Raw genomic sequence first — 24,901 nt, 5'->3', positions numbered from 1 at the left:
ACCGCGGTCGGCCGGTGGAGCATGGCGATTTGAGCGCGATCTGGGCGGGATTGCGGCGGAAACGAGCAGGCGGCATGGTGGTGACAGATTCCGCGGCGTGATTTGCCGCAGCCGTCTCAACAAGAACCTCAGCCTGGGGAAGAAGCCGCGATGAAGAGCCTCCTGAAACTCACCGCCGCCACCACCGTCTCGCTCGCGGCGCTGCTGGCGGCCGGCGCGGCTTCCGCCGGCTCCTTCGCGATCCGTTCCGGCCAGAGCGCCGAGGGTCTCGGCATGGCCTATGCCGGCGCCGCTGCCGGCGGCATCGGCATGGGCTCGATGGCCTGGAACCCGGCGACGATCACCATGTTCCCAGGCCGCAACAGCCAGTGGAATTTCACCTATCTCAATGCGAACGCCGAATACGATCCGACCTCGCAGACGCGTATCGTTACCGGGCCGGGCACGAGCGTGCCGAACACCGCACTCGGCGGCAGCCCGTTCGGCACCGGCAATCTCGGCGGTGACGGCGCCTTCATCCCGGCCTCCTATATGGCCTGGCAGCTCACCGACAGGTTCTGGGTCGGCTTGACGACCGGCGCACCGTTCGGGTTGCGCTCGAAGACCGACGATTATCACGCCGCGCAGACCTATGGCCGCTCGGCCAAGGTGCGCACGATCAACGTGGCTCCGACCTTCGGCTACAAGGTCAACGACTGGCTCTCCATCGGCGGCGCCTTCCAGGGCCAGTACATCAAGACCACGCTGAAGCAGGCGACGGGCGTCGGTATCGGTGCAACGAGCGCCATCCTTGACGGCGACTCGATCGATTACGGCTACCGTGTCGGTGTCACCCTGACGCCTTGGGGGCCGGGGACCACCATCGGCCTGGCCTACCGCTCCTCGATCCGCCAGACGCTGAAGGGCACTTTCCAGGCCAGCCCGACATTGGCGTTGCCGATCAAGGCCAGCCTGAACCTGCCGGATTCGGTGGTGTTCGGCGTCTCGCATGAGCTGAACGAGCAGTGGCAGGTGCATGCTGGCGTCGAGTGGACCAACTGGAGCCGCTTCAATCGCATCGGCATCGTCAACCGGCTCGTCGGCACGCCGGTCACCAGCCTCAATTTCGAGTATGACGACAGCTGGTATTTCGCTCTCGGTGCCGAGTACAAGTGGAACCGCGATCTGACCCTGCGCGCTGGTATTGCCTACGAGCTCTCGCCGGTGAACGACCGCAATCGCACCGTCTTCATCTCGGACAATGACCGCCTCTGGCTCTCGGCCGGCGGCAGCTACCAGCTGACCGAGAAGCTGAAGCTCGATGTCGGCTATACCTTCATCAAGGTGAAGGAGGCGACGGTGAACTATGGCGGCGCCCACCCGCAGCAGGGCCCGGTGCTCTACACCGCCAAGGCCGATCCCTTCATCCACATCGTCTCGGCCGGCTTGACCTATCGCTGGGACACCCCGACGGAGACGATCCCGGCTCGCCCGGTCGTTCGCAAGAACTGAGCGGCGCGTTCGGCGACGAGGAAAGAGCCGGCCTTCGGGCCGGCTTTTTTTGTGTCAGGGAACGGGCGGTTTCGCCGCTCCGGCAAGCGGCTTGCCTACCAGGGCACCGAACGGCGCCGCCGCTACGCCTTGATCTTCACATAGCTTCCGGGAGCGTCCTCCAGCGCGGGCAGGGGACCTTCGCCAGGGACGCGCGGCTTGACGCGCTTGGGCGCCTGCTTCTCCAGCCAGGCGAGCCAATGCGGCCACCAGGAGCCCGGATGCTCTTGCGTCTTCCGAATCCAATCGCCGAAGGCGCCCTCCGGTTTCGGGCCGGTCCAGAACTGGTACTTGACCTTGTTCGGCGGATTGACCACGCCGGCGATGTGGCCCGACCCGGCCATGACGTAGTCGACCGGGCCGCCGAAGCTCTGCGAGCCGAGGAAAACCGATTGCGCCGGCGCGATATGGTCTTCGCGGGCCGCGAGATTATAGACCGGGATCGTCACCTTCTTGAGGTCGAGCAGCTTGCCGCCGAGACGCATCTCGCCCTTGCTCAGCTTGTTCTCGAGATAGCAGTTGCGCAGGTAGAAGGAGTGGTTGGCGGCCGGCATCCGGGTCGAATCCGAATTCCAGTAGAGCAGGTCGAAGGCTGTCGGTGCCTTGCCCTTCAGGTAGTTGTTGACGGCATAGGACCAGATCAGGTCGTTCGGGCGCAGCATGTTGAAGGCGCCCGACATGCGTGACCCGTCGAGATAGCCGCGCTCGGCCATCTGCTCCTCGACGGCGCGGACCTGCTCCTCGTCGACGAAGACCGCGAGCTCGCCGGCGTGGGTGAAGTCGACCTGCGTGGTGAAGAAGGTGGCGCTGGCGATGCGTTTGTCCTTCACCGCGGCCATATAGGCGAGGGTAACGCCCAGGAGCGTGCCGCCGACGCAATAGCCGATCGTCGAAACCTGCTTCTCGCCGGTCACCTGCTCGACCGCCTCCAGCGCGGCGAAGATGCCCTCGCGCATATAGCTCTCGAAATCCTTGAGCGCGTGGCGGTGATCGGGGTTGACCCAGGAGATGCAGAAGACCGTCAGTCCCTGGCTGACACACCAGCGGATGAAACTCTTTTCGGCATTGAGGTCGAGAATGTAGAACTTGTTGATCCAGGGCGGCACGATCAGCAGCGGCCGCTTCAGCACCGTCTCGGTCGAGGGCGCATACTGGATCAGCTCGATGATGTCGTTGCGGTAAATGACCTTGCCGGGCGTCGTCGCGATGTTGACGCCGACCTCGAAGGCGCCGGCATCGGATTGCCGGATCTTGAGCTCGCCGCCGCCGGCCTCGACGTCCTCGGCCAGCATCTTCATGCCGCGCACCAGGTTCTCGCCGCTCTGCGCCATGGTCTCGCGCAGCAGCTCGGGATTGGTCGCGACGAAATTAGAGGGGGAGAGGGCCCCGGCGATCTGCTTGACGTAGAAACGGGCCTTGTTGCGCGTATGCGGGTCGAGGTCGTCGGCCTGCTCGACCATGCCTTCGGCCCAGCGCGTGGTCAGAAGATAGGCCTGCTTGACGAAGTCGAAGACCGGATGGGTGTTCCATTCGGGGTCGGCGAAGCGGGCGTCCCGTTTCTCGGGCTCGATCACCGGCTCGACCTGCTCGCCGCCGAGGCGCTTCAGCGTCGCGCTCCACAGGCTGAGGAAGTCGCTGGTGAGCGCGCCTTGAGCCTCGATGATCTTCTGGGGATCGCTGATCCAGCGCTCGGCGACGCGGCCAAGCACCTTGACCATCTCGCTCGCCTCGTCGGCCTGGCCGGTCTTGGCCTCGCCCCGTTCGATCGGTTTCAGATAGGCAGCCGTCACCTTGCCGGCGTGCTCGACCAGCTTGCCCATGTTCTGCGCCATCGATTCGAAGTCGGGCACGGGCGGCAGGTCGGCGAACGGCGTTTCGGTTGCCTTGTGGCCGGCTTTGCCCTTCTCGTCAGCAGGCGGACACATGGCGACGCTCCCCTCGGTAGCCTTACGCAGGAGTTGCACTCCCCATTTTGGACCCATTAAGGACCTAACCGGTATGAGTGACAAAGAAATTTTGCGGAAGCAGGGCAATGGCTGACAGGCGGACAGAAATCTCGCTCAAGGCGGCCGGGCTGGTTCTGCTCGTCGCAGCTGTGCTCGGCGGCTGCGGGGCCGCTCGCGGCGTCGCTGAGATGACAGATTTCGCCACCACGCCGGGCGAACCCAAGCCCTTCGTGGTCGAGACACGCCCGCAGGATCCAAAGTTCATTCCCATCGGCACCACCGTCACGCGCCAGGCCAAGCGCAAGACCGTGGACGAGTTCAAGAAGCTCGAAGCCGAGCTCGAGGCCAAACGGACATCGAATGAGGCGGCCGGCTCGCAGGCGCAGACCCTTGGCAAAGTCCTGCCACCACCGGCGCCGCCGCCTGCTCCTCCGCCGCTGCCGTAAAAATGGGGGGACGCCCACTCGTTTGGGCGGCTTGCCCGACGTCTCCCGGATCGATCCAATGACGGTTCCGCACTGGAGCCGCCGCAATGATCCTGATTGGCCAGTATGATTCGCCTTTCGTGCGCCGTGTCGGCATCGCGCTGACACTCTATGAGTTGCCCTTCGAGCACCGGCCCTGGTCGGTCTTCGGCGACGGCGAGAGGATCGCGCCGCTCAACCCGCTGGTCCGGGTGCCGACGCTTGCGCTCGATGACGGGCTCGTACTGGCCGAGAGCCATGCCATGCTGGACTATCTCGACAGTCTGGTTCCGGCCGAACGCGCCTTGTTTCCTCGGCAGGAGCCAGCGCGCCATCGGGCTCTGCGCGTCGCCGGACTGGCGATGGGGCTGGCCGAGAAGGCAGTCAGCCTGTTCTACGAGCTGCGGCTGCACGATCCGATCTCCGAGGTCTGGGCCGGGCGATGCCGCGGCCAGGTCGGAGGCGTTCTTGTCGCCTTGGAACGGGAACGGGCCGAGCACGCCGGCGACTGGTGGTTCGGCGATCGGATCGGCCACGCCGACATCGCGCTCGCCTGCGCCTTGCGCTTCGCCAGCGACGCCCATCCCGATCTCGTCGTCCTGAGCGATTATCCCGCCCTGGCGGCGCACTCGGCTCGCTGCGAGGCGCTCGATGTCTTCCAGGCGATCAGCCAGCCCTTTATTCCACCCTCCTGAGGCGTTGCCGTCCGGAGGTTTGTGTCGTCTTTCGATGAATCTTGCTTATTTTGCTCTGTCAGGGCGAAAGCTGCGGTGGTAAGGCATCGCAACGCAAGAATGTGATCGACCGCCTTCCAGGGCGGCGATCCGCAAGGACCTGTTGCCGAGATGACCGATTTCCATCGCATCAAACGCCTGCCGCCCTATGTTTTCGAACAGGTCAACAAGATCAAGGCAGCCGAGCGCGCCAAGGGCGTCGACATCATCGACCTCGGCATGGGCAATCCCGATCTGCCGGCGCCAAAGCACGTCATCGAGAAGCTGGTCGAGACCGCCGGCAAGCCGCGCACCGACCGTTACTCCGCCTCCAAGGGCATTGCGGGCTTACGCCGCGCCCAGGCCCACTACTATCAGCGCCGCTTCGGCGTGACGCTCAATCCCGACACGCAGGTCGTCGCCACGCTCGGCTCGAAGGAAGGCTTCGCCAATATGGCGCAGGCCATCACCGGCCCTGGCGATGTCGTGCTCGTGCCCAACCCGAGCTACCCGATCCATGCCTTCGGCTTCCTGATGGCGGGCGGCGTGATCCGCTCGGTCCCGGCCGAGCCGACCCCGGCCTTCTTCCCGGCGCTGGAGCGGGCGATGGCCCATTCCGTGCCGAAGCCGATCGCGCTCGTCACCTGCTATCCGGCGAACCCGACGGCCTATACGGCTTCGCTCGATTTCTATCGCGACCTCGTCGCCTTCGCGAAGCGGCACGAGCTGATCCTGCTCTCCGATCTCGCCTATGCCGAGGTCTATTTCGACGAGAACGATCCACCGCCGTCGATGCTGCAGGTGCAGGGCGCCATCGACGTCGCCGTCGAGTTCACCTCGATGTCGAAGACCTTCTCCATGGCCGGCTGGCGCATGGGGTTTGCCGTCGGCAATGAGAGGCTGCTGGCTGCGCTGGCGCGGGTGAAGTCCTATCTCGATTACGGCGCCTATACGCCGATCCAGGTCGCGGCCGCCGCGGCGCTCAACGGCCCGGACGATTGCATCCGCGAGATGCGCGAGACCTATCGCAAGCGCCGCGACGCGCTGGTCGAGAGCTTCGGCAAGGCCGGCTGGGAGTTCCCGGCGCCGCAGGCCTCGATGTTCGCCTGGGTACCGATCCCGGAGAAGTTCCGCCATCTCGGCTCGCTGGAATTCTCCAAGCTGCTGATCGAGAAGGCCGAGGTCGCGGTCGCGCCGGGCATCGGCTTCGGCGAACACGGCGACGATTACGTCCGCATCGCTATCGTCGAGAACGAGCAGCGCATCCGCCAGGCGGCACGCAATGTCGGGCGCTTCCTGAAGAGCGCCGACCAGACCCTGCACAACGTCATCCAGATGCCGAAGGCGGGGTAGGGGCAGCCATTGATCGCACAGTCATTTCGGGCTCGCTGCTGCGCAGCGCCCGGAAAGGCGGGCGCGGTGTTGCGCGCCGGCACTGGACCGAACCGCCAAAACATGGGAACGCAGGCGGCGGGGCGGATAGCAGGGACTGAGCGCGCATCATGGTCTCGAAAGGCCGGTTGATCGGGATCGTTTTCGGCCTGTTCGCGCTGGTCTGCCTGTTCGCGACCTATGATTTCTCGCGTGGCCGCAGCGCGGACACCGATTCGCCCCTGATCGCCGAGGTGCTGACCGCGACTCGGGCGCGCGAATGCGGCCGCGACGCCACCGAGATCGTGACGAAGTACTTCCCGAACGGCATGGGCCGCGCCGAAGCCGAGCAGCTCCTGACGCAGACCGTGATCCGGGCGCCGAAGCCCTGGTTCTGGAGGCCGGTCGACGAGAATTCCACCGTGGCGGATGGCGACAGCCTCGAGGCGCTGCGCACCATCAAGATCACCGCCTTCGGCAACCAGCTGCTGCGCCTCTACCTGGGCTTCGAGAACGGCAAGGTCCACAAGCTCGCCGCCGAGGTCGTCTGCCGTTTCGAGTGAGGGGGGCGGGAAGTCGCCACTTTTGCCGCCGGCGTCGCTCAGTTCCTCCTCAGCATGCGCTTGAGGCTGCTTTCGGCATGCGGGTCGAAATAGTGAAGCAGCGCCGTCGAGCGGATGGCGTCGGGGCTGCATTCCTCATTGGTGTGGATCGAGCGGTAGCCGTAGAAGAGATAGAGATTTCCGGGTTTCAGCTTGAGATGCCGGATCATCGCGTGGCGTCTTGCATAGAGCATCCTGAGAAGTCTCTGCGAGAGCCAGTTGTCGAGCAGGATTTTGTCGGCGAAATTTGTGAGATAATGCGACCGGATTCCTCGCGAGTTCGGAATCAGCAGCAGGTCGCCGGTCTTGCCGTGATCTGGGATGATGACCGGAATGAGCGCCGTCAGCAGGTAGGAATCATAGTGGAAGTTGAGTGAATTGGCTTTTGCGAGGCTTCCCGCCAGGCAGCGCAGTACCTGATAGAACGGAGTATCCGGAGCCGGCTTGCCCGTGCTGCTTTCGTAAATGCCGTGACAAAGGGCAATGAAGCCGGGATCGGTCGCCAAATCATGCAGGAAGGTGCCGCCGAGCTTTTCTGATCCGTTGATGGCCAGATAGTTGCCGCCGTTGCGGGCGACGGCCTGCCTGACGAAATTCTGGGCCGTCTGCAATTGATCCGGGGCGACGTAATCGTCGATCACTGCGAAGCCCTCGCTCTCGATTTGCCGTGCGATCGTTCTGGCGCTCTCGGCTCCACGGATGAATGACGGCGTCTGCATCGTCAGTCCTCGCCATGTTCGATCGATCTCGGCGACGTGGTCTTAGGCAAGTTCCATGCCCGCGCCGACCCGTCGTCCACCGCGCCGCCGTCGCTCGCCCCCGCATGGTTCCGCTGCGCCTGCCGGAGCACGTCCGGTCACTCGGGTTGCCGGTCTCGGACCCGGCGGAACGCCTTGGCGGCAAGGGTTCGGCGGTGCCGCTTGCCGTTGACTCCGAACCCGCCTCATGCGACCCCGCCGACCATGACCATGCACGCTGCTCCCTCCGAGATCAGGCCCCTGCGTGTCGGCATCGCCGGCCTGGGAACAGTCGGCGCAGCTGTCGCGGGTATTCTGAAGCGCCAGGAGAACGCGCTTGCCGCGCGTTGCGGCCGGCCGATCCGGGTGACGGCAGTCTCGGCCCGCGATCGCAGTCGCGACCGCGGCATCGATCTCTCCAACTTTACCTGGTTCGACGATCCGGTCGCGCTCGCCAGCTCCGGCGAGATCGACTGCCTGGTCGAATTGATCGGCGGCTCGGACGGCCCGGCCAAGCAGGCGGTCGAGGCTGCGCTCTCTGCCGGCAAGCACGTCGTCACCGCCAACAAGGCGTTGCTCGCCGCCCATGGCATCGCGCTCGCCGAGCTCGCCGAAAGCACTGGCGCGGCGCTTGCGTTCGAGGCCTCCTCGGCCGGCGGCATCCCGGTGGTGAAGACGCTGCGCGAGGCGCTCTCGGGCAATAATGTCAGCCGGCTCTACGGCATCCTCAACGGCACCTGCAATTACATCCTCTCGCGCATGGAGCTCGAAGGGCTGACGTTCGAGGCCTGCCTGAAGGACGCCCAGCGGCTCGGCTATGCCGAGGCCGACCCGACCTTCGATGTCGAGGGCTTCGACACCGCCCATAAGCTCGCCATCCTGACCAGCCTCGCCTTCGGCACGAGGATCGACGCCGAAGCGATTCACGTCGAAGGCATTTCCTCGATCACACCGCTCGATCTCAAGATGGCCGACGAGCTCGGCTACCGGATCAAGCTGCTCGGCGTCGCCGAACGGACCAAGACCGGCATCGAGCAGCGCGTGCACCCGACCATGGTACCGAAATCCTCGGCGATCGCGCAGGTGATGGGCGTCACCAACGCCGTGACCATCGATGCCGACGCGGTGCGCGAGATCACTTTGGTTGGCCCTGGCGCCGGTGGCGGCCCGACGGCCTCGGCTGTGATCGCCGACATCGCCGACGTCGCCCGCGGCACCGCCGGGCAGCCCTTCGGCATGCCGGTCTCCAGGTTGGAGCAGCCGACCCGCGCGCCGATGCAGCGCCATGAGGGCGGCTACTACATTCGCCTCGCCGTCGCCGACCGTCCCGGCGCCGCCGCTGCGATCGCGACCCGCATGGCCGAAGCCGACATCTCGCTCGAAAGCATCGTCCAGCGCCGTTCCGAGAGCGCCGCCCAGCGCGATCCGGGCGGTCGCTCCGGTGCGCCGGTTCCGGTCGTACTGATCACCTACGCCACCAGCGAGCGGGCAATCCGCGCCGCGCTGGAGAAGGTCAGCGCTGACGGTCACATCGCAGAAGCGCCGCAAGTCATCCGTATCGAGCGGGAGTGAGCACGGTTGGCGTGGTCATCCACGGCTTCGCCATATCCTCGCCAATCCGCTTGTTATTTGCCTCGGCCCACCGCTAATTGCGCTTAGGGAGTCCCCATGTCCGTCGATCTCCGCATCTCGCCCGACCAGATCATCGAGCGCTACCTCTCGATGGAACTCGTGCGCGTCACCGAGCGCGCCGCCGTCGCCGCCGCCCGCCTGCGCGGCCATGGCGACGAGAAGGCGGCCGACCAGGCTGCGGTTGACGCGATGCGGCGCGAGCTCAACCGCCTGCCGATCGACGGCGAGATCGTCATCGGCGAGGGCGAGCGCGACGAGGCGCCGATGCTCTATATCGGCGAGAAGGTCGGCAACAAGCAGGGCCCCAAGGTCCACATCGCCGTCGATCCGCTCGAGGGCACGACGCTTTGCGCCAAGGACATGCCGGGCTCGATCGCCGTGATGGCGATGGCCGGCGCCGGCCAGCTGCTCTACGCGCCCGACGTCTACATGAACAAGATCGCGATCGGCCCGGGCTATCCGACCGGCGTCGTCGACCTCGACGCTTCGGCCGCCGACAACATCAATGCGCTGGCCCGGGCCAAGGGCGTGAAGCCGCACGAGATCAACACGTTGATCATGGACCGGCCGCGCCACGAGAAGCTCATTGCGGAAGTCCGCAAGACCGGCGCCTCGATCCGCCTGATCACCGATGGCGACGTCGCCGGCGTGATCTTCTGCACCGAGCCGGAGAAGACCGGCATCGACCTTTATCTCGGCATCGGCGGTGCTCCAGAGGGCGTGCTCGCTGCCGCGGCGCTGCGTTGCGTCGGCGGCCAGATGCAGGGCCGCCTGATCCTCGACACCGAGGAGAAGCGGGCTCGCGCCGCGACCATGGGCGTCAAGGACCCGAACCATAAATACGACATGGCCGAGATGGCCTCGGGCGACGTCATCGTCTGCGCCACCGGCGTCACCGATGGTGGCATGCTTTCGGGCGTGCGTTTTGGACCCGACGTGATCGAGACCGAGACGATCGTCTACCGCTCGATCACCGGCACGGTCCGCCGCATCTATGGCGAGCATCGCGAGTTCTCGAAGTTCCAGCTCGACTGAGCGCTGGACCTGCTGCGATTGCAAAGCCCGTTCCGCAAAGCTGCGGAGCGGGCTTTGTTTTTTGAGCTGACGCGCGGCAGCAGTTCAGCCTTGCAGGCTGCCTCCAGCAAGGGTGTGCTCGACGCAGGCATTGATATGCGTTGCGAGAACATCAGTGGCGCGCGCAATGTCGCGCCGCATCGCGCAGTCGAGCAGGACCTGGTGCTCCTGCGCCGCCACCTCGCCGCGGAAGATCACGGCGACCATCTGATAGCGCAGATAGCGGTCATAGACCGAGGCATGCGTCTCCATCAGCACCTGCGAGCCGCAGGCCGAGATCAGCGCGTGATGGAATTCCCAGTCATAGCGCTTCCAGAGCTCCGGATCGGCGCGGTCATTGTCGAGCATGCGCCTTTCCATCAAAGCGAGCTTGTGATGGGCAGCGACGACGCGGCCTTCCCATTCCATGTCGCCGGCGGCGAAGGACTGGGCGAGGGCATGCCCCTCCAGCAGGAGACGCAGCGCCGCGATCTCGCTCAGATTGCTGGCGGAGACCGGCGCGACCATGAAGCCCTTCTGGCCTTCCGCCTCGACCAGCCCTTCCGACGAGAGTCGGTTCAGGATCTCGCGCAGCGTGCTGATGCTGGTGCCATAGGTCTCGCGCAGGTCATCGAGCTTGAGCCGCTGCGCCGGCACCAGCCGCCCGAAGACGATGTCTGCCCGGATACGGCGATAGGCAAGCTCTCCGATCGAGGCGGTCGGCGGCGCGTAATTCAGCATGCGTGTTCCGTTTGGGACTGCGGCAGAGGGCGCAGTTTAGCGGCGCAGCGGAGCGGGTACAATTGTTATGGTGAAATCAGGATCATCAGATGAAATCAAAAATACCAGTTGATTGCTGATAAAGGCTTGGGCATGGTCTGCCTCGAAGCGGGGACAACCCGCAGGGGAGGAACGGCATGAAACAGGGTATCGACAGGCGCATGCTGCTGGCGGCCGGTGGCGCGCTGGCGCTGACGGGCGGAGCTTCATTTGCGCAGGGCAAGCCCAACCTGCGCTTCTCGGCGGTGTTCTCCGAGCAGGATATCCGTGCCGAGATGATGAAGCGCTTCGGCGAAGCCATCAAAGACGACTTCACGCTGCAGCCCTATTACGGCGGCAACCTGTTCAAGCAAGGCACCGAACTGGTCGCCATGCAGCGCAACAACCTCGAAATGGGCAACATCGCGCCGCAGGACGTCTCGAACCAGATCCCGGCCTGGTCGATCGTCACCTCGGCCTATCTCTTCCGCGACGCCGACCATCTCAAGAAGGTCTTCGCCAGCGATGTCGGTCGCGACCTCAAGACGATGGCCGAGGACAAGCTCAACATCAAAATCCTGGGTCCGACCTATTTCGGCGCCCGCCAGGTCGGCCTGAAGCCGAAGAAGAAGATCAGCACCCCGGCCGATCTCGCCGGCGTCAAATTGCGCATGCCCGGCGGCGATGCTTGGCAGTTCCTCGGCCAGTCGCTCGGCGCCAACCCGACGCCGATGGCCTATGCCGAGGTCTATACCGGCCTGCAGAGCGGCGCGATCGACGGCCAGGACAACCCGCTGCCGAACGTGCAGAACATGAAGTTCTACGAGGTCTCCTCGCAGATCGTGCTGACCTCGCACCTCGTCGGCTTCGATCTGCTCTGCGTCACCAAGCGGGTCTGGGACGGGATGGATGCGAAAAAGCAGGCCGCCTTCCAGGCCGCGGCCGATGCCGCGATCGACTGGAGCACCAAGGAGCATCTCGCCAAGGAGGCCGAGCTGGTCGATTTCTTCAAGAAGCAGGGGCTCGAGGTCTATGCGCCCGATCTCAAGGCCTTCCGCGACTTTGCTCAGAAGAAGTATCTGGAATCGGAGCTGGCCAAAGGCTGGGTTCCCGGCATGCTCGACAAGATCAACGCGCTCTAGCGTTTATTGCGTTCGAGCGATCGAGGTCTAGCGCTGGCCCTTCGGGGCCGGCGCGGCCCGCCGATGGAGGGGCCGGCGGGCCGAATTTCACCGGAGGAGCAATGCCGAATTCGCTGAAAGCACTCGGCGCCTTCATGGCGCGCCGGGCCGAGAACCTGCTCGTGCTGATGCTCGGGTCGATGTTCTTCGTCTTCCTGGTGCAGATCGTTTTCCGTTATCTGCTCAACTTCCCGATCGGCTGGACGCATGAGATCAGCGTCATCCTCTGGCTCTGGCTGGTGCTGTTCGGCGCCGGTTTCGTGCTGCGCGAGAACGAGGAGATCCGCTTCGACATCATCTATGGCGCGGTCGGTCCAGGCCCGCGCCGCATCATGGCGCTGATCACCGCGGTCGCGCTCGTCGTCCTCTACGTGATTTCGCTGCCGGCGATGGTCGACTACGTCGCCTTCATGAAGGTCGAGCGCACCGCCTATCTCAAGCTGCCCTTCAACTGGGTCTATGCGATCTACATCGCTTTCGCCGTCGGGGCGATCATCCGCTATCTCTGGCTCGGCTTCAGGGCACTGCGCGGTGAGGCGCCGGAGGCGTTCGATCCGACCAAGGCGAGTTCCGGCGTATGAGCACGCCCTTCTCTCTCGCCATCCTCGCCATCGTCACGCTGTCGCTGCTCGGCCTGCCGATCGGGCATGCGATGATCGCCGGCTCCATCCTCTATTTGCTCGTCGCCGGGCAGGACCTCTCGATCGCCGCCGAGCAATTGCTCAACGGCATGTACACCAACTACGTCATCCTCGCCGTGCCGCTCTTCATCCTGGCGGCCGAGTTGATGAACATCGGCTCGATGACCGAGCGCCTGCTGCGTTTCTGCGATGCGCTGGTCGGCCGCTTCAGGGGCGGGCTCGCCCATGTCAACATCGTCCAGAGCGTGATCTTCGCCGGCATGTCGGGCTCGGCCATCGCCGACGCCGCCGGCACGGGGCGGATGATGCAGGCGATGATGACCAAGGACGGCAAGTATCCGCCGGCCTTTGCCGCCGCCTTGACGGCCGTGTCCTCGGTGATCGGGCCGATCATCCCGCCTTCGATCCCGATGGTGCTCTACGCGCTGGTCTCCGACGCCTCGATCGGCTTCCTCTTCCTCGGCGGCGTCATTCCCGGCCTGCTGATGGCGCTGGCGCAGATGACGATCGTCGCCTCGGCCGCCAGGCGCCGCAATTTCCCGGTCGAGCCGCCGATCCCCTTGCGCCGCTTGCCCGGCATCACCTGGCGCGCCTTGCCGGCGCTGATGATGCCGGTGGTGCTGCTTGGCGGCATCTATGGCGGCGCCACCACGCCGACCGAGGCCGCCGCCGTCGCCGCCGCCTATGCGCTCGCCGTCTCGGTCCTGCTCTATCGCAGTGTCAGCTTCCGCGCCTTCTACGGCTCGCTGGCTTACAGCGCCCGCACCACGGCCTCGATCGGCATGCTGATCGCCGGCGCGCTCGTCTTCAACTACGTCGTCACCATCGAGAACATCCCCGACAGCCTGCGCGTGCTTCTCGCCGGCTGGAACCTGTCGCCGCTCGGCTTCCTGATCCTCGTCAACGTGCTGCTGCTGATCCTCGGCTGCCTGCTCGAGGGCACCGCGATCCTCCTCATCGTCGTGCCGGTGCTGATCCCGACGGCCAAGGCGCTCGGCATCGACATGGTGCATTTCGGCGTTGTCGTCGTCGTCAACATCATGCTTGGGCTGATCACGCCGCCCTACGGCCTGCTGCTCTTCATCATGACCAACATCGCCGAGGTGCCGCTGCGCCAGATCGTGCGCGAATGCATGCCGTTCCTCGGCGCGATGATCGTCGCGCTCGCGCTGATCACCTTCTTCCCCAGCCTCGTGCTCTGGCTGCCGCGCCTGATGGGCTACCAGGGCTGACAGGACAGGACCGACCCGTGAGCAAGCCGATCTACGTCCTCAACGGCCCCAATCTGAACCGACTCGGCACGCGCGAGCCGCAAATCTACGGCTCGACCACGCTCGCCGAGGTCGAGGCACTCTGTCGGCAGGCTGCCGACGGGCGCGAGATCGTCTTCCGCCAGAGCAACCGCGAATACGAGCTGATCGACTGGATCCACGAGGCAATCGACGGCGGCGGCGCAATCGTCATCAATCCAGCCGCCTTTTCCTTCACCTCGATCGCGATCCTCGACGCGCTGAAGATGTTTCCCGGCCCGATCGTGGAATTGCACATCTCCAACATCCACCGACGCGAGGCGCACTACCACAAATCCTACGTCTCTCTGGCGGCGACGGCGGTCATCGCCGGGCTCGGCCCGCAGGGCTATGCGGTGGCGGTGAAGGCGGCGATCGATCTGCAATTGGCCTGAGCGCGAGCGTCGCGCCTAAGGTTCGCCGTCTGCCTCTGTCAGCTCGGCCTTGCGGCGGAAGCCGGTCGCCAGCACGTAGAGTTCGGAGGAGTCGGCCCGGCTCGCTGCCGGCTTGATGTTGCGGACCTGGGTGAAGTCGCGCTTGAGCTCCGCCAATAGTTCGGCCGTATCGCCGCCCTGGAACAGCTTCGCCAGAAAGAAGCCGCCCGGCGCGAGCACGTCGTTGGCGAATTCGAGGGCGGCCTCGGCGAGACCGATGATCCTGAGATGGTCGGTCTTCTTGTGGCCGGTGGTGTTGGCCGCCATGTCCGACATCACCCCGTCGGCCTTGCCGCCGAGCTTCTCGGTCAGCAGGGCAGGGGCTTCGTCGGCCATGAAGTCGAGCTCGATCAGCTCGACATGCGGAATCGGGTCGACCGGGAGCAGGTCGATGCCGACGATCCGGCCCTTGCCCTTGTCGAGCCCGACCTTTGCCGCAGCGACCTGGCACCAGCCGCCGGGGGCGCAGCCGAGATCGAGCAGCTTCTGGCCGGGTTTGAGGAATTTGTAGCGCTCGTCCATCTCGGCGAGCTTGAAGGCAGCGCGCGAGCGATAGCCCATCTCGCGCGCCCGCTTCACATAGGGGTCGTTGAGCTGGCGCTCGAGCCAGAGCTGCGAGGAATGGCTGCGCTTGGCGGGCTTCTTGACCTTGATGCGCAGATCACGTGCGCCGCCGCCGGATTTTGTCGTTGTCATTGCCGCCTGCGCCACCAGGCGCGATCCTCGTGCATCATCCTGAGCAGAATGCCCTCGCGCAGCCCACGATCGGCGATGCGCACCTTCGGGCTCGGAAAGGCCCGCCGGATCGCCTCGAAGATGGCGCAGCCGGCGAGCACCAGATCGGCCCGCTCGCGGCCGATGCATGCATTGGCCTGGCGCTCGGCATAGTCCATCGCGACGAGCTCGTCGATCACGCTGCAGATGTCCTGATCCTGCATCCACAGACCGTCGACCTGGCGCCGGTCATAGCGCGGCAGGCGCAAATGGATGCCGGCGACGGTCGTCACCGTGCCGGAGGTGCCGAGCAGGTGGAAATTGGGTGCGTCGCGGGCCGCTGCCGCCTTCTTTGCGAAGGGCGCCAGCGCCTCGCTGCAATCGGTGACCATCCGCTCGAATTTCTCGCGGCCGACCTCGATCCCGCCATAGCGTTCCGCCACCGAGACGACGCCGATCGGCAGCGAGGCCCATTCGCGAATGCGCGAGGCCGGATCGCGCCCAGCCTCGCGCCCGCCGAGCCAGACGATCTCGGTCGAGCCGCCGCCGATGTCGAAGACGATCACTGCACCAGCCTCGGGCGCCGCCAGCGCGGCGCAGCCGGTGACGGCGAGCGAGGCTTCGGTCCTCTGGTCGACGATCTCCAGCTCGAGGCTTGCTTCCGCGCCGACGCGGCGGACGAACTCGATGCCATTGGTCGCGGCGCGGCAGGCCTCGGTGGTGATCAGGCGCGCCCGTGTCACGCCGCGATGCTCCATCTTGCTCTTGCAGATCTTGAGGGCCTCGACGGCGCGGTCCATGGCGTCGTCGCAAAGCCGCCCGCTGGCGCCCAGCCCTTCGCCGAGCCGCACGATTCGCGAGAAGGCATCGACGACCCGGAAACCGTGCTGGGCCGGCCGCGCGATCAGGAGACGGCAGTTATTGGTGCCGAGATCGAGCGCGGCATAGGTGGTGGGGTGAGGGCGCTGGTACGGCTCCGGAGCAAACCGAACGGCGTCCGGCGGCGCGGGCCGCTCGCCCGGTAGGGGGACCGCCGCCACGAGGGGGCGGTCGGAATCCTGGCGGTCTTCGACCGTCACTCGCTAACCCTTCGCCGGCCATGCCACCTCGGCGGCTGCCGGGAGTCCAGCATGAAGCTGGAACGTTTCCATTCGTCGGTAGCGTAACAACAGCACGCGGCCCCTGCCAAGCGGAACCTGTGGCGAAACTGCGGCGAGGCTTCCGCTTGCCTGTATCCAGCCTTCGCGGCAAAGCTCGACGCCAGCCGGCATTGCGAGCCCGGCAGCGAATGAGCGGGAGAAAACGGCATGGCGGCGCGGCGCATGATCCTGGCGATCGACCAGGGCACGACTTCCTCCCGCGCCATCCTGTTCGACGAGAATCTGCAGCCGGTCGCCAGCGCCCAGCAGGAGTTCCCGCAGCACTATCCGGCCTCCGGCTGGGTCGAGCACGAGGCGGAGGATCTCTGGGAGAGCACGCTTGCGGTCTGCCGGCAGGCGCTGGCCCGCGCAGAGGCTCGGGCAGGAGAGGTCGCGGCGATCGGCATCACCAACCAGCGTGAGACCACCCTGGTCTGGGATCGCAGCACCGGCCAGGCGATCCGCCGCGCCATCGTCTGGCAGGACCGGCGCACCGCCGAGCGCTGCGCCGCGCTCGAAGCACAAGGGCACGGCAAGCTCGTCGCCGAGCGCACCGGCCTGCGCATCGATCCCTATTTCTCCGGCACCAAGATCGCCTGGATCCTCGACCAGGTGCCCGGCGCGCGCGAGCGGGCCAAGCGCGGCGAGCTCGCCTTCGGCACGGTCGACTGCTTCCTGCTCTGGCGCCTGACCGGCGGCCGCGTCCACGCCACCGACGCGACCAATGCCTCGCGCACCATGCTGTTCGATATCCACAAGGGGCAGTGGGACGAGGAACTGCTGGCGCTGCTCGACATTCCCGCGGCGATGCTGCCGGAGGTGCGCGACTGCGCCGCGCATTTCGGCGACAGCGAGCCCGGCCTGCTCGGCGGAGCGATCGCGATTCGCGGCATTGCCGGCGACCAGCAAGCGGCGACCGTCGGCCAGGCCTGCTTCGAGCCCGGCATGCTGAAATCGACCTATGGCACCGGCTGCTTCGCTTTGCTCAACACCGGCACCAAGGCGGTCGTGTCGCAGAATCGCCTGCTCTCGACCGTCGCCTATCAGCTCAAGGGCGTGCGCTACTACGCGCTGGAGGGCTCGATCTTCATTGCCGGCGCTGCGGTACAATGGTTGCGCGACGGGCTCGGCATCATCGAGAAGGCCTCGGATAGCGGCCCGCTCGCGGCCAGTGCCGATCCCGGCCAGCAGGTCTATCTGGTGCCGGCTTTCACCGGCCTCGGCGCGCCGCATTGGGACGCCAATGCCCGCGGCGCCATGTTCGGGCTGACCCGCAACACCGGCCCGCGCGAATTTGCCCGCGCAGCGCTCGATTCGGTCTGCTTCCAGACGCTCGACCTGCTCGAGGCGATGCGCTCCGACTGGCCGGAGGCCGACGGCGCGCAGACAGTGCTGCGCGTCGATGGCGGCATGGTCGCCTCCGACTGGACGATGCAGCGCCTCGCCGACATCCTCGCCGCCCCGGTCGACCGGCCGCAGGTGCTGGAGACCACCGCGCTCGGCGCTGCCTATCTCGCCGGCCTCGACGCCGGCCTGCTGCCGGAGCCGGCCCAGTTTGCCGATCGCTGGCGGCTGGAGCGGCGTTTCTCGCCGAGCCTCGCCGAGGAAACCCGCAGCCACCACGTTGCCGGCTGGCGCGACGCCGTCAGGCGCACGCTCACCGCCAGCTGAGACGTTCTTGCGCACGAACGCGCATGCCGCACAGCGCCGGCGATCGTTTCGGGCTGCCGTGCAAGGCGCTTTGACCGCCTTGCATGTCGAAATCGTCACAGAAGGCTTGCAACCGCGCGTGAGGTTGTTTAGACCGCGCCCATCCGACGCGTCGCACCAAGCGCGCCCGTTGGGGGATCGTCTAACGGTAGGACCCCAGACTCTGACTCTGGTTGTCTAGGTTCGAATCCTAGTCCCCCAGCCACTTCCTTAAGTGGTTGATTTTAGAGATAAAATCTAAAATCGTCGTAACAATCGGACGTGGCGCGACAGCCTGTAGTGGACGCGCTACGCTCGCCCGCTGCCCGCGACCATCTTATGTTTTGGATATTGAATCGCGAGAAGACTGGTTCGCCGCCGCTATGTTGAGCGGCCGGCCGATCTGCGCTGGCGGGCTTTCTATCGTAAATCACCCTGGGCGTTTGGCGAGGGGTGGCACCACCGCGCGAACCCTGATCCGGGATTCAGGTAGGCCGTCGGAAGGCGTTCCATTCGCGCTCCCGCAGCGCGTGCATCGGCGAGCGCGAGGCAGGAACTGCGCAAATTCAGTCGTCGACATGGTCGTGGCCGCCGACGCGGCCCGGCCGCCAATAGCCTTCCGAAGCGATCGCGGTTTTCGGCATTCCCGAATGCACGAGGTGATGCCGCCAGGAGCGGACATTGCTCGTCTCGCCCATCAGGTAGGCCTGGCCTCGGCCGGTGGGAAGCGGCAGCGCGCGCAGGGCGTCCAGCACCAGCGGGTTCGGTCCCGCGGCGACGTCGTCGCGCGCGAGCCAGCGGCAGGTCAATGTCGCAGCGGTCTCGATGGCGGTTTCGTCCTGTGCCGAGGCGGTCTCGATCAGCGCATGGACGATCGTGCCAGCCGGAAGCGTTTCGAGCATGTGGCGCAGTGCCGGGATGCCGGTCTCGTCGACGCAGAACAGATGCCAGTCGGCGTCGGGCGCAATCACGCTGCGGCCGCGTGGGCCAAGCGCGAGCAGTGGGTCTCCCGGGCGCGCGGCCTTCGCCCAGCTTGGCGCCGGCGTCGCCCCGTGCAGGACGAAATCGATGGCGAGTCGCTTCGCATCGAGGTCGAGCCAGCGGATGGTGTAGTCGCGCCGGCCGGTGCCGCCCTCCGGCAGCGGCATGCGCAGGACGAGCGCCTGCCCCGGCCTATAAGCGAACTGGTCGAGCGTGTCGGCCGTGAAGACGACACGGCGAAGGCGCGGTTCGACGTCGAAGGCCTCGACGACGGAAAGCTGCCATTCGTCGAGGGCAGGGCGTGGCGCAGGCGCGGCAGGCATATCGGTCATGGCAGGGAGGTCCAGTAGACGCCTTCGACGGGAAAGGGCTGAAAGCGCTGGTGCAGCTTGCGTAGCAGCGCCTCGGGGTCAAGGTCGGCGAAGAGGGCAGGATGCAGCCATTTGGCGAAGGCCTGCACCGCGGCGACGTTGAACGGCGAGTTGTAGAAATGGTGCCAGATCGCATGGGCCCGGCCGGCGCGCACCGCTTCGAGCTGGGCGATGCCGGAGCGGGCCATCGAGCGCCTGAGGCTCATTTGCGCGGTCTCGGCCGGCACGTCCGCGCCGAGCGCCAGCCAGGGCTTGCTGCCGGTGGAACCGAGATTGCCGATCGCGGTGCCGATATAGACCTGCGGCGGGTGGGCGATCAGCCATTCCAGGCTGACCGTTCCAGCTTCGCCCGGCACCATCGCCTCGGCGATGTTGACGCCGCCGGCGGCAGTGACGAAGCGCCCCATCATGCCGCGCGTCATCGTCTCGCAGCAGCTCGCATCGATCCCGACCCGGCTTTCGATGAAGACGCGGGTCGGAGCCGGCTTGGCTCGCACGAGCCGCTCTTCGACCTCTGCCAGTGCCGCACGCCAGGCCGCGACGAACTCCGCAGCCTCGTGCTCGCGGCCAAGCACCTGGCCGAGCAGCTCCATCGAGCGCGGCGTATTGACCAAGGGATCGCTGCGGAAATCGATGAAGACGATCGCCGTCCCGGTCTTTTCCAGTGCCGCGATCACCTCGCCGGAGCGGGTGTCGGGGCCGTGGCCGCCAAGGCCGAAGATCGCGACTTGAGGACGTAGCGCGATCGCCTTCTCCAGGCTGAAGCTCTCCTGCGAGGCGCGGCCGATCCGGGCGATCTCGGCGATCTTCGGAAAGCGCGCGCGATAGCGGGCATAGCTCGCCGAGTCGACGGCCTCGTAGTCGCCCATCATCCCGACCAGACGGCCGACGGGATCGTCCCGGTCGAGAATGGCGAGGGCGGGCACATAGCGCCCCTCGCCAATGATGATGCGCTCGACCTTGTCGGAAATCGTCACCGTCCTGCCGGCGAGGTCGGTCACCTGCTTTGCCCTCGCCAAGGCGGGGGCAAGCAGGAGAGCTAGGCAGAGCAGGACGGTGCGCAGCATGGCGTTTGGCCTCCGGTCGATTTTAGAAGTCGACCTGGGCGGAGACCACGTAGGTCCTCGGCGCTCCGACCGCCAGGAAGCCGCGAGCGGCGGATGCCCAATAGGTCCGGTCGAACACGTTCTCGACACTGGCCCTGAGCACCACCGGCTTGCCCGCCGGGCCGGTGAAGGCATAACGCAGGCCGAGGTCGAACCGCGTCCAGTCAGGGACCGACTGCGTATTCGCCTGATCGTAGAACATCTTGCTCGTGTAGATCATCCGGCCGGTGACCGTAAGCCCGCGCACCCAGGGCAGATCGTACTCGCCATAGAGGTTGATCGCGGTGGTCGGGATGCCCGGTGCGGTCTTGCCGTTGAACCGGCCGCCGGCTGTGTCGGCGAGCTCTGCGTCCATGAAGGTGACGCCACCGAGCAGTCTCACGCCTTCGAAGGGCTCGCCGAACACCGTGAACTCGGCGCCACGGTTGACCTGAAGGCCGCTGACGGAGAAGCGGTTCGTGGCCGGGTCGGTATAGGCGTTTGGCTGCCGGATCTCGAAGAGCGAGGCCGTGACGGCCACCGTGCCGAAATCGTATTTGACGCCGACCTCGGTCTGCTTGTTGACGACGGGGGCGAAAACCTCGCTGGAGTTGATGGCCGTCGCCGGTGCGCTCGGCCCCTCGGTCAGGCCTTCGATGTAGTTGGCGTAGATCGAGAGCTTGTCGGTCGGGCGAACGATCGCCGCGATCGCCGGGCTGAACCGCCCCTCCTTATAGGTCGAGGCGAGCGTGCCGAACGTGGCGACCGGGCGCGTGACATAGCTCTTCAGCGCGATGTCCTGATAGCGACCGCCGACCGTCACCTGGATCCGGTCTCCGGCCACCGAGAGCGTGTCGGCCACCGCCACGCTGCGCAGCATCAGGCTGGTGAAAAGCGGCTGCCGGCTCGAGCGGGGGAAGCCGAACGTATTGACGGAATCACGCGGCAGATGCGTCGGGGCATAGATGTTGGTCTGGAAGGTCGGCAGTGCCGGCGGGAAGAAGCCGCGCGAATAGTTCTCGTTGCTCGACTGGGACGCGGAGACGTTGAGCTGATGGTCGATGAACCCGGTCTGGAATTTCGAGCGCAGGCCGATCTCGCCCGAATAGCCCTGCAGCTCCAGCGGCATGATGGCTAGGCTGTTGGTGGCGCGGCCATCCAGGCGGGTGATCTGATAGGACGAGGAGAGGAAGTCCTCGCGATAGCGGCTGGCGCCGGCGGCGGCGTAGATCGTCGTATCCGGCATGAGGTCGAATTCGACCCGGCCGGCGGCCATGTTGTAGCGGCTGTCGTTGTATTCGAGCGAGCTCGACGTGTTCCTGCGCCCGTTCGGCGCCCGCGGGATGGCGATGTTCGCCGCCGCCGCATTGAACAGGGATGTCGGCGCCGTGACGTTCTGGGTGGAGTGGGCAAGGTCCAGCGAGGCGCGGAAGCGATCGCCGCGATAGTCGAGGCCGAGCGAGGCGTTGCCGACCTCGATGGCGTTCTTGTCGAGCGGCGTGTCGCCTTTCCGATAGGAGCCATTGAAGCGAACGCCCCATTCCCTGGATGCGCCGAAGCGGCGGCCGAGGTCGACATGCGTCCACAACTGCGCGTCGCTGAGATAAGTCGTCGTGACGCGCGTCAGGGGCTCGTCGAAGGCGCGCTTGGGAATGAGGTTGATCGTGCCACCGATGCGGCTGACCCCGCCGTTGAGCAGGGCGGTCGGGCCTTTCAGGATTTCGACGCGCTCGATGCCTTCGACGACGCTGCGGCGCGGGTTGGCGATGTAGGCCAGGCCGTCGAAGGCCGTGTCGAGATTGACCACCGAGAAGCCGCGAATGAAGAAGGAATCCCGCTCGCTGAATGGCGGAGCGTCATTGCGTACGGATGGATCGTTCTGCACCACGTCGGCAAGCGACCTCGCCTGCTGGTCCTGGATCAGCTTCGCCGTATAGCCCGTCACGTTGAACGGCGTCGTCAGGACCGATCGGTTTCCGAGGAGGCCGACCCGGGTCCCGGTTCCGACCTGGCCGCCCGCATAGGGAACCGGAGGCTGCCCGATCGTTCCGGTCGGCGGCGGCAGGCCCGCCGATCGCGGCCCCTCGACGAGCACCTCGCTGAGTGCGATCGCACCAGCCGGCGCCGCGCCGACCATGGCCGCCCTGGGGACCGCCTCGACCGCGATCGAGCGCGCACCGGTGAAGCGATAGGTCAGGCCGGTGCCAGCTAGCAGGCGTTGCAGCGCGGCTTCCGGCGACTGCGCGCCCGACACCGCGGCTGAGCGCTTGCCTGCCGCCAGCGAGGACGGGACGAAGATCTCGATCCGGGTCTGGCGCGAGAAGGCGATCAGCGCCGAGGAGAGCGCCTGAGCAGGGATGTCGATCGCAGCGCTCGTTGCCGCAGAGGTTTGAGCCAGCACTGGCTGCGCGGCGAAACAGCCGAGCGCCGTCCCTGCCAGCACTACGGCAATCATCGCCGGCCGGACCGTCTGCTGGCCGGCCTTGTTCCTGCTCTTCATAACCCGATGCCCCGTCCGCGATCATGCGGAGCGCCGCTGCGACGCTCCCCCGTTGGGGAAGACGCTCGCGGGGCGAAAACTAATTAGGCCGGTGTGCGATTTTTTCTCACCAGGCGACGAGCGCGACGAAATAATCGGTCGCGCGCAGGAGCCGCAGGTCGAGATTGCGGGCGATGGTCTCGAGCGCCGCATCGGGACGCCTGGCGTCGAAGACGGCGGTGATGCGTCGCTTGCCGAGCTCGCCGCCGAGCAGTTGGATGGTGCCACGGCGATAGCGCCGTAGTTCGGTCAGCACGGCATCCAGCGGCGCATCATGGAAGACGAGCTGATCCTGTCGCCAGGCCTGGGCCGCATCGAGATCGGCCGGACGCACGGCCGAGACGCCGTTGCGGTCGTAACCGACTTCCTGTCCGGCGGCGACGCCGACAGCGCCGCTTCCGGCAGCGCTGACCGCGACCTTGCTTTCGGTGACGACGACCGAGACCGCCTCGCTTTGGCCGATCTTGACGTCGAAAGCGGTGCCGAGAACGGCGATCTCGCCTTGGCCGGCACTGACGACGAAGGGCCGCGTGGGGTCGCGCGCCACCGTGAAGAAGGCTTCGCCGGCGACCAGCGTGACCGTGCGCCGGGCACCGGCGAAATCGACATCGACCGCGCTCGCTGGTCCAAGTTCGATCCGTGACCCGTCCGGCAGCGCGACGACGCGGCGCTCGCCGATCCCGGTGCGATGATCGGCGAAGAGGCCGTCTGGCGTCAGGCGCACAGCCGTTGTCACGGCCAGCAAAATCACCGCAGCGGCGGCCAGCGGACGCAATACCAGGCGGCGACTGCGAGATGCGGCGGGCGCGACGATGGCCGGTACCGGTTTCGGCACGGCGACCTGATCCAATCCTCCCCAGACGGCTTCGATCTCGCGCCAGGCCTGCTCGTGCGAGGGACTGGCCTCCCGCCAGACGGCAAAGGTGGCCCGGTCCGCCTCGGATACCTCCTCGTCGCGCAGCCTGACGAACCAGGCGATGGCATCGTCGTCCACAGTGGCAGCGGGGGCCGTGTCCATCAGCGCGTCGGTCCGCGTCGCAATGCCGGTTTTCGCAGACGCATCGCGCGCAAATGCTCCATCTTTCAGCCCGCAAGGCTGTCCCGTTCTTTAGACGATCTCGCAGGGAAAACTAATTAGCGCCCGGGCGATTTTTCTCGCGCATGTGGCGCCGCAGCAGGTTCATGGCGTTGGCGAGATGCACCATGACGGTGTTGCGGGAGATGCCGAGGCGCAGCGCGATCTCGGCATAGCTCAGCTCCTCGAACTTGTGCAGCAGCAGCACTTCGCGGCAACGCGGAGGCAAAGCCGAGAGCGCCTGCTCGAGGTCCCGTACCTTGTCACGCTCGACCAGCCGGGCTTCGACCGACGGGGCAGGGTCGGCGACCGTCAGCGCATCCGGCGGCTCCGCTTCGAACAGGCGGCTCTTTCGCTGTTCGTGCCGCCAATGGTCGATCGCAATCGTGTCGGCGGCGCGGCTGAGATAGGCGCTGGCGTCGCGGATTTCGGTTCGGGGCGTCCTGAGCAGGCGCAGGAACAGCTCCTGCACGGCGTCGGCCGCCTGCTGGGCGTTGAGCCCGCGCCCGATCAGCCGCCGCCGCAGTCTTTCCTGCTCGGCTGCGTAAAGTGCGGCGACGCTGGGCGCACTGTCCGACATCGATCCTCACGTCGCGCCACGGCGGCACCTGCGAGCGCTATGAGGCGTTGGAGGCAATAAAGTCAATAAAAACAGTAGTTTATAGAATCTCTAATGTATGTTGTGTTGTTGGCGACAAGGGTGGAGGGAGGCGCTACCAGCGCCCCGCCTTGGCTCAGCCTTGCAAGACGCGCAGTGCGCGCGCAGCCGCAACCATGTTGACCAGAGCCGGCTCGACCTCCTCCCATTTGCGGTCTTGAGGCCGCAATCCGATGGACCCAGAGCTGCTTCAGCCGCTGCCGGGCACGCATCAGGAGCGCGGTCATTTCCGCCACATCGGGCTTTGGTGAGATCTAGAAGGGGCGAATGTCGAGCGAGCTGCTCTCGACGCGCCGTG

General features: G+C 66.0%; 22 protein-coding genes and 1 tRNA gene. 13 read left to right on the top strand and 10 right to left on the bottom strand.

Annotated elements, in window-relative coordinates; translation table 11 throughout:
• The first annotated feature begins 150 nt into the window (after positions 1-150).
• A complete protein-coding gene (locus B6S44_RS05405) occupies positions 151-1,491 on the top strand; it encodes an OmpP1/FadL family transporter (protein WP_129155748.1) in 1,341 nt (446 codons plus the stop codon).
• Between the two features lie 122 nt (positions 1,492-1,613).
• On the opposite strand, the gene B6S44_RS05400 is transcribed toward B6S44_RS05405, so the two are convergent.
• Entirely contained in the window at positions 1,614-3,362 is a 1,749-nt protein-coding gene (locus B6S44_RS05400) for a PHA/PHB synthase family protein (RefSeq protein ID WP_248309473.1), read from the bottom strand.
• 200 nt (positions 3,363-3,562) lie between these two features.
• Between B6S44_RS05400 and B6S44_RS05395 the strand changes: the two genes are divergently transcribed.
• From B6S44_RS05395 to B6S44_RS05380, 4 genes are all read left to right on the top strand, one after another.
• A complete protein-coding gene (locus B6S44_RS05395) occupies positions 3,563-3,922 on the top strand; it encodes a hypothetical protein (protein WP_129155746.1) in 360 nt (119 codons plus the stop codon).
• Positions 3,923-4,008: 86 nt separating this feature from the next.
• Complete coding sequence (locus B6S44_RS05390) at positions 4,009-4,635, top strand: glutathione S-transferase family protein (protein ID WP_129155745.1); 627 nt, start codon at positions 4,009-4,011, stop codon at positions 4,633-4,635.
• Between the two features lie 150 nt (positions 4,636-4,785).
• Positions 4,786-6,006, top strand: a complete 1,221-nt coding sequence (locus B6S44_RS05385; RefSeq protein WP_129155744.1) for an LL-diaminopimelate aminotransferase — start codon at positions 4,786-4,788, stop codon at positions 6,004-6,006.
• A 149-nt stretch (positions 6,007-6,155) separates the two neighbouring features.
• Entirely contained in the window at positions 6,156-6,587 is a 432-nt protein-coding gene (locus B6S44_RS05380; protein ID WP_129155743.1) for a hypothetical protein, read from the top strand.
• A gap of 38 nt (positions 6,588-6,625) precedes the next feature.
• Here B6S44_RS05380 and B6S44_RS05375 read toward each other — a convergent pair whose 3' ends face one another.
• Positions 6,626-7,345: a hypothetical protein gene (locus B6S44_RS05375; RefSeq protein WP_129155742.1), complete on the bottom strand. Its 720-nt coding sequence runs from the start codon at positions 7,343-7,345 to the stop codon at positions 6,626-6,628.
• 249 nt (positions 7,346-7,594) lie between these two features.
• Here B6S44_RS05375 and B6S44_RS05370 point away from each other — a divergent pair, with 249 nt between their 5' ends.
• Both B6S44_RS05370 and glpX read left to right on the top strand, forming a co-directional pair.
• A complete protein-coding gene (locus tag B6S44_RS05370; RefSeq protein ID WP_129155945.1) occupies positions 7,595-8,935 on the top strand; it encodes a homoserine dehydrogenase in 1,341 nt (446 codons plus the stop codon).
• A 96-nt stretch (positions 8,936-9,031) separates the two neighbouring features.
• Positions 9,032-10,030, top strand: coding sequence for a class II fructose-bisphosphatase (gene glpX, locus B6S44_RS05365; protein ID WP_129155741.1), 999 nt, complete (start codon positions 9,032-9,034; stop codon positions 10,028-10,030).
• 84 nt (positions 10,031-10,114) lie between these two features.
• Here the strand turns inward: glpX and B6S44_RS05360 are convergent, their stop codons facing one another.
• On the bottom strand, positions 10,115-10,789 hold the full coding sequence (locus B6S44_RS05360) for a GntR family transcriptional regulator (protein WP_129155740.1): 675 nt from the start codon (positions 10,787-10,789) through the stop codon (positions 10,115-10,117).
• Between the two features lie 176 nt (positions 10,790-10,965).
• Between B6S44_RS05360 and dctP the strand changes: the two genes are divergently transcribed.
• From dctP to B6S44_RS05340, 4 genes are all read left to right on the top strand, one after another.
• On the top strand, positions 10,966-11,949 hold the full coding sequence (gene dctP, locus B6S44_RS05355) for a TRAP transporter substrate-binding protein DctP (RefSeq protein ID WP_129155739.1): 984 nt from the start codon (positions 10,966-10,968) through the stop codon (positions 11,947-11,949).
• A gap of 101 nt (positions 11,950-12,050) precedes the next feature.
• The gene (locus B6S44_RS05350) at positions 12,051-12,569 is read left to right on the top strand and encodes a TRAP transporter small permease (RefSeq protein ID WP_129155738.1); all 519 of its coding nucleotides are present in this window, start codon (positions 12,051-12,053) and stop codon (positions 12,567-12,569) included.
• Positions 12,566-13,861 carry a TRAP transporter large permease gene (locus B6S44_RS05345; protein ID WP_129155737.1) on the top strand — a complete coding sequence of 432 codons (1,296 nt, stop codon included), beginning with the start codon at positions 12,566-12,568 and terminating at the stop codon, positions 13,859-13,861. Before B6S44_RS05350 ends, B6S44_RS05345 begins: the two co-directional genes overlap by 4 nt.
• Before the next feature lie 17 nt (positions 13,862-13,878).
• Complete coding sequence (locus B6S44_RS05340; protein ID WP_129155736.1) at positions 13,879-14,313, top strand: type II 3-dehydroquinate dehydratase; 435 nt, start codon at positions 13,879-13,881, stop codon at positions 14,311-14,313.
• 15 nt (positions 14,314-14,328) lie between these two features.
• Here the strand turns inward: B6S44_RS05340 and B6S44_RS05335 are convergent, their stop codons facing one another.
• Positions 14,329-15,048: an RlmE family RNA methyltransferase gene (locus B6S44_RS05335; protein ID WP_129155735.1), complete on the bottom strand. Its 720-nt coding sequence runs from the start codon at positions 15,046-15,048 to the stop codon at positions 14,329-14,331.
• Positions 15,045-16,145 carry a Ppx/GppA phosphatase family protein gene (locus B6S44_RS05330; RefSeq protein WP_248309458.1) on the bottom strand — a complete coding sequence of 367 codons (1,101 nt, stop codon included), beginning with the start codon at positions 16,143-16,145 and terminating at the stop codon, positions 15,045-15,047. Before B6S44_RS05330 ends, B6S44_RS05335 begins: the two co-directional genes overlap by 4 nt.
• 228 nt (positions 16,146-16,373) lie before the next feature.
• Here B6S44_RS05330 and glpK point away from each other — a divergent pair, with 228 nt between their 5' ends.
• Both glpK and B6S44_RS05320 read left to right on the top strand, forming a co-directional pair.
• Complete coding sequence (glpK, locus tag B6S44_RS05325) at positions 16,374-17,876, top strand: glycerol kinase GlpK (RefSeq protein ID WP_129155734.1); 1,503 nt, start codon at positions 16,374-16,376, stop codon at positions 17,874-17,876.
• A gap of 170 nt (positions 17,877-18,046) precedes the next feature.
• Positions 18,047-18,120: transfer RNA gene (locus B6S44_RS05320), tRNA-Gln, on the top strand.
• 340 nt (positions 18,121-18,460) lie between these two features.
• Here the strand turns inward: B6S44_RS05320 and B6S44_RS05315 are convergent.
• The 5 genes from B6S44_RS05315 to B6S44_RS05295 all read right to left on the bottom strand — a co-directional run bounded on the left by B6S44_RS05315 (position 18,461) and on the right by B6S44_RS05295 (position 24,525).
• Positions 18,461-19,207: a siderophore-interacting protein gene (locus tag B6S44_RS05315; protein WP_129155733.1), complete on the bottom strand. Its 747-nt coding sequence runs from the start codon at positions 19,205-19,207 to the stop codon at positions 18,461-18,463.
• Positions 19,204-20,313: an ABC transporter substrate-binding protein gene (locus B6S44_RS05310; RefSeq protein WP_129155732.1), complete on the bottom strand. Its 1,110-nt coding sequence runs from the start codon at positions 20,311-20,313 to the stop codon at positions 19,204-19,206. Before B6S44_RS05310 ends, B6S44_RS05315 begins: the two co-directional genes overlap by 4 nt.
• Positions 20,314-20,335: 22 nt before the next feature.
• Positions 20,336-22,831, bottom strand: coding sequence for a TonB-dependent receptor (locus B6S44_RS05305; RefSeq protein ID WP_248309457.1), 2,496 nt, complete (start codon positions 22,829-22,831; stop codon positions 20,336-20,338).
• Positions 22,832-22,937: 106 nt separating this feature from the next.
• Positions 22,938-23,888 carry a FecR family protein gene (locus B6S44_RS05300; RefSeq protein WP_129155731.1) on the bottom strand — a complete coding sequence of 317 codons (951 nt, stop codon included), beginning with the start codon at positions 23,886-23,888 and terminating at the stop codon, positions 22,938-22,940.
• A gap of 112 nt (positions 23,889-24,000) precedes the next feature.
• Entirely contained in the window at positions 24,001-24,525 is a 525-nt protein-coding gene (locus B6S44_RS05295) for an RNA polymerase sigma factor (RefSeq protein ID WP_129155730.1), read from the bottom strand.
• Positions 24,526-24,901 lie beyond the last annotated feature (376 nt).

Source organism: Allobosea sp. Tri-44 (assembly GCF_004123845.1).
GTDB lineage: Bacteria > Pseudomonadota > Alphaproteobacteria > Rhizobiales > Beijerinckiaceae > Allobosea.
Note: the sequence above shows the minus strand (reverse complement) of the source record. Positions and strands in the feature narration are given on the sequence as shown.

Coding starts and splice junctions, on each gene's coding strand:
- B6S44_RS05405 (WP_129155748.1), top strand. CDS start 151: ATGAAGAGCCTCCTGAAACTCACCGCCGCCACCACCGTCTCGCTCGCG.
- B6S44_RS05400 (WP_248309473.1), bottom strand. CDS start 3,362: ATGGCGCAGAACATGGGCAAGCTGGTCGAGCACGCCGGCAAGGTGACG.
- B6S44_RS05395 (WP_129155746.1), top strand. CDS start 3,563: ATGGCTGACAGGCGGACAGAAATCTCGCTCAAGGCGGCCGGGCTGGTT.
- B6S44_RS05390 (WP_129155745.1), top strand. CDS start 4,009: ATGATCCTGATTGGCCAGTATGATTCGCCTTTCGTGCGCCGTGTCGGC.
- B6S44_RS05385 (WP_129155744.1), top strand. CDS start 4,786: ATGACCGATTTCCATCGCATCAAACGCCTGCCGCCCTATGTTTTCGAA.
- B6S44_RS05380 (WP_129155743.1), top strand. CDS start 6,156: ATGGTCTCGAAAGGCCGGTTGATCGGGATCGTTTTCGGCCTGTTCGCG.
- B6S44_RS05375 (WP_129155742.1), bottom strand. CDS start 7,345: ATGCAGACGCCGTCATTCATCCGTGGAGCCGAGAGCGCCAGAACGATC.
- B6S44_RS05370 (WP_129155945.1), top strand. CDS start 7,595: ATGCACGCTGCTCCCTCCGAGATCAGGCCCCTGCGTGTCGGCATCGCC.
- glpX (WP_129155741.1), top strand. CDS start 9,032: ATGTCCGTCGATCTCCGCATCTCGCCCGACCAGATCATCGAGCGCTAC.
- B6S44_RS05360 (WP_129155740.1), bottom strand. CDS start 10,789: ATGCTGAATTACGCGCCGCCGACCGCCTCGATCGGAGAGCTTGCCTAT.
- dctP (WP_129155739.1), top strand. CDS start 10,966: ATGAAACAGGGTATCGACAGGCGCATGCTGCTGGCGGCCGGTGGCGCG.
- B6S44_RS05350 (WP_129155738.1), top strand. CDS start 12,051: ATGCCGAATTCGCTGAAAGCACTCGGCGCCTTCATGGCGCGCCGGGCC.
- B6S44_RS05345 (WP_129155737.1), top strand. CDS start 12,566: ATGAGCACGCCCTTCTCTCTCGCCATCCTCGCCATCGTCACGCTGTCG.
- B6S44_RS05335 (WP_129155735.1), bottom strand. CDS start 15,048: ATGACAACGACAAAATCCGGCGGCGGCGCACGTGATCTGCGCATCAAG.
- glpK (WP_129155734.1), top strand. CDS start 16,374: ATGGCGGCGCGGCGCATGATCCTGGCGATCGACCAGGGCACGACTTCC.
- B6S44_RS05315 (WP_129155733.1), bottom strand. CDS start 19,207: ATGACCGATATGCCTGCCGCGCCTGCGCCACGCCCTGCCCTCGACGAA.
- B6S44_RS05310 (WP_129155732.1), bottom strand. CDS start 20,313: ATGCTGCGCACCGTCCTGCTCTGCCTAGCTCTCCTGCTTGCCCCCGCC.
- B6S44_RS05305 (WP_248309457.1), bottom strand. CDS start 22,831: ATGAAGAGCAGGAACAAGGCCGGCCAGCAGACGGTCCGGCCGGCGATG.
- B6S44_RS05300 (WP_129155731.1), bottom strand. CDS start 23,888: ATGGACACGGCCCCCGCTGCCACTGTGGACGACGATGCCATCGCCTGG.
- B6S44_RS05295 (WP_129155730.1), bottom strand. CDS start 24,525: ATGTCGGACAGTGCGCCCAGCGTCGCCGCACTTTACGCAGCCGAGCAG.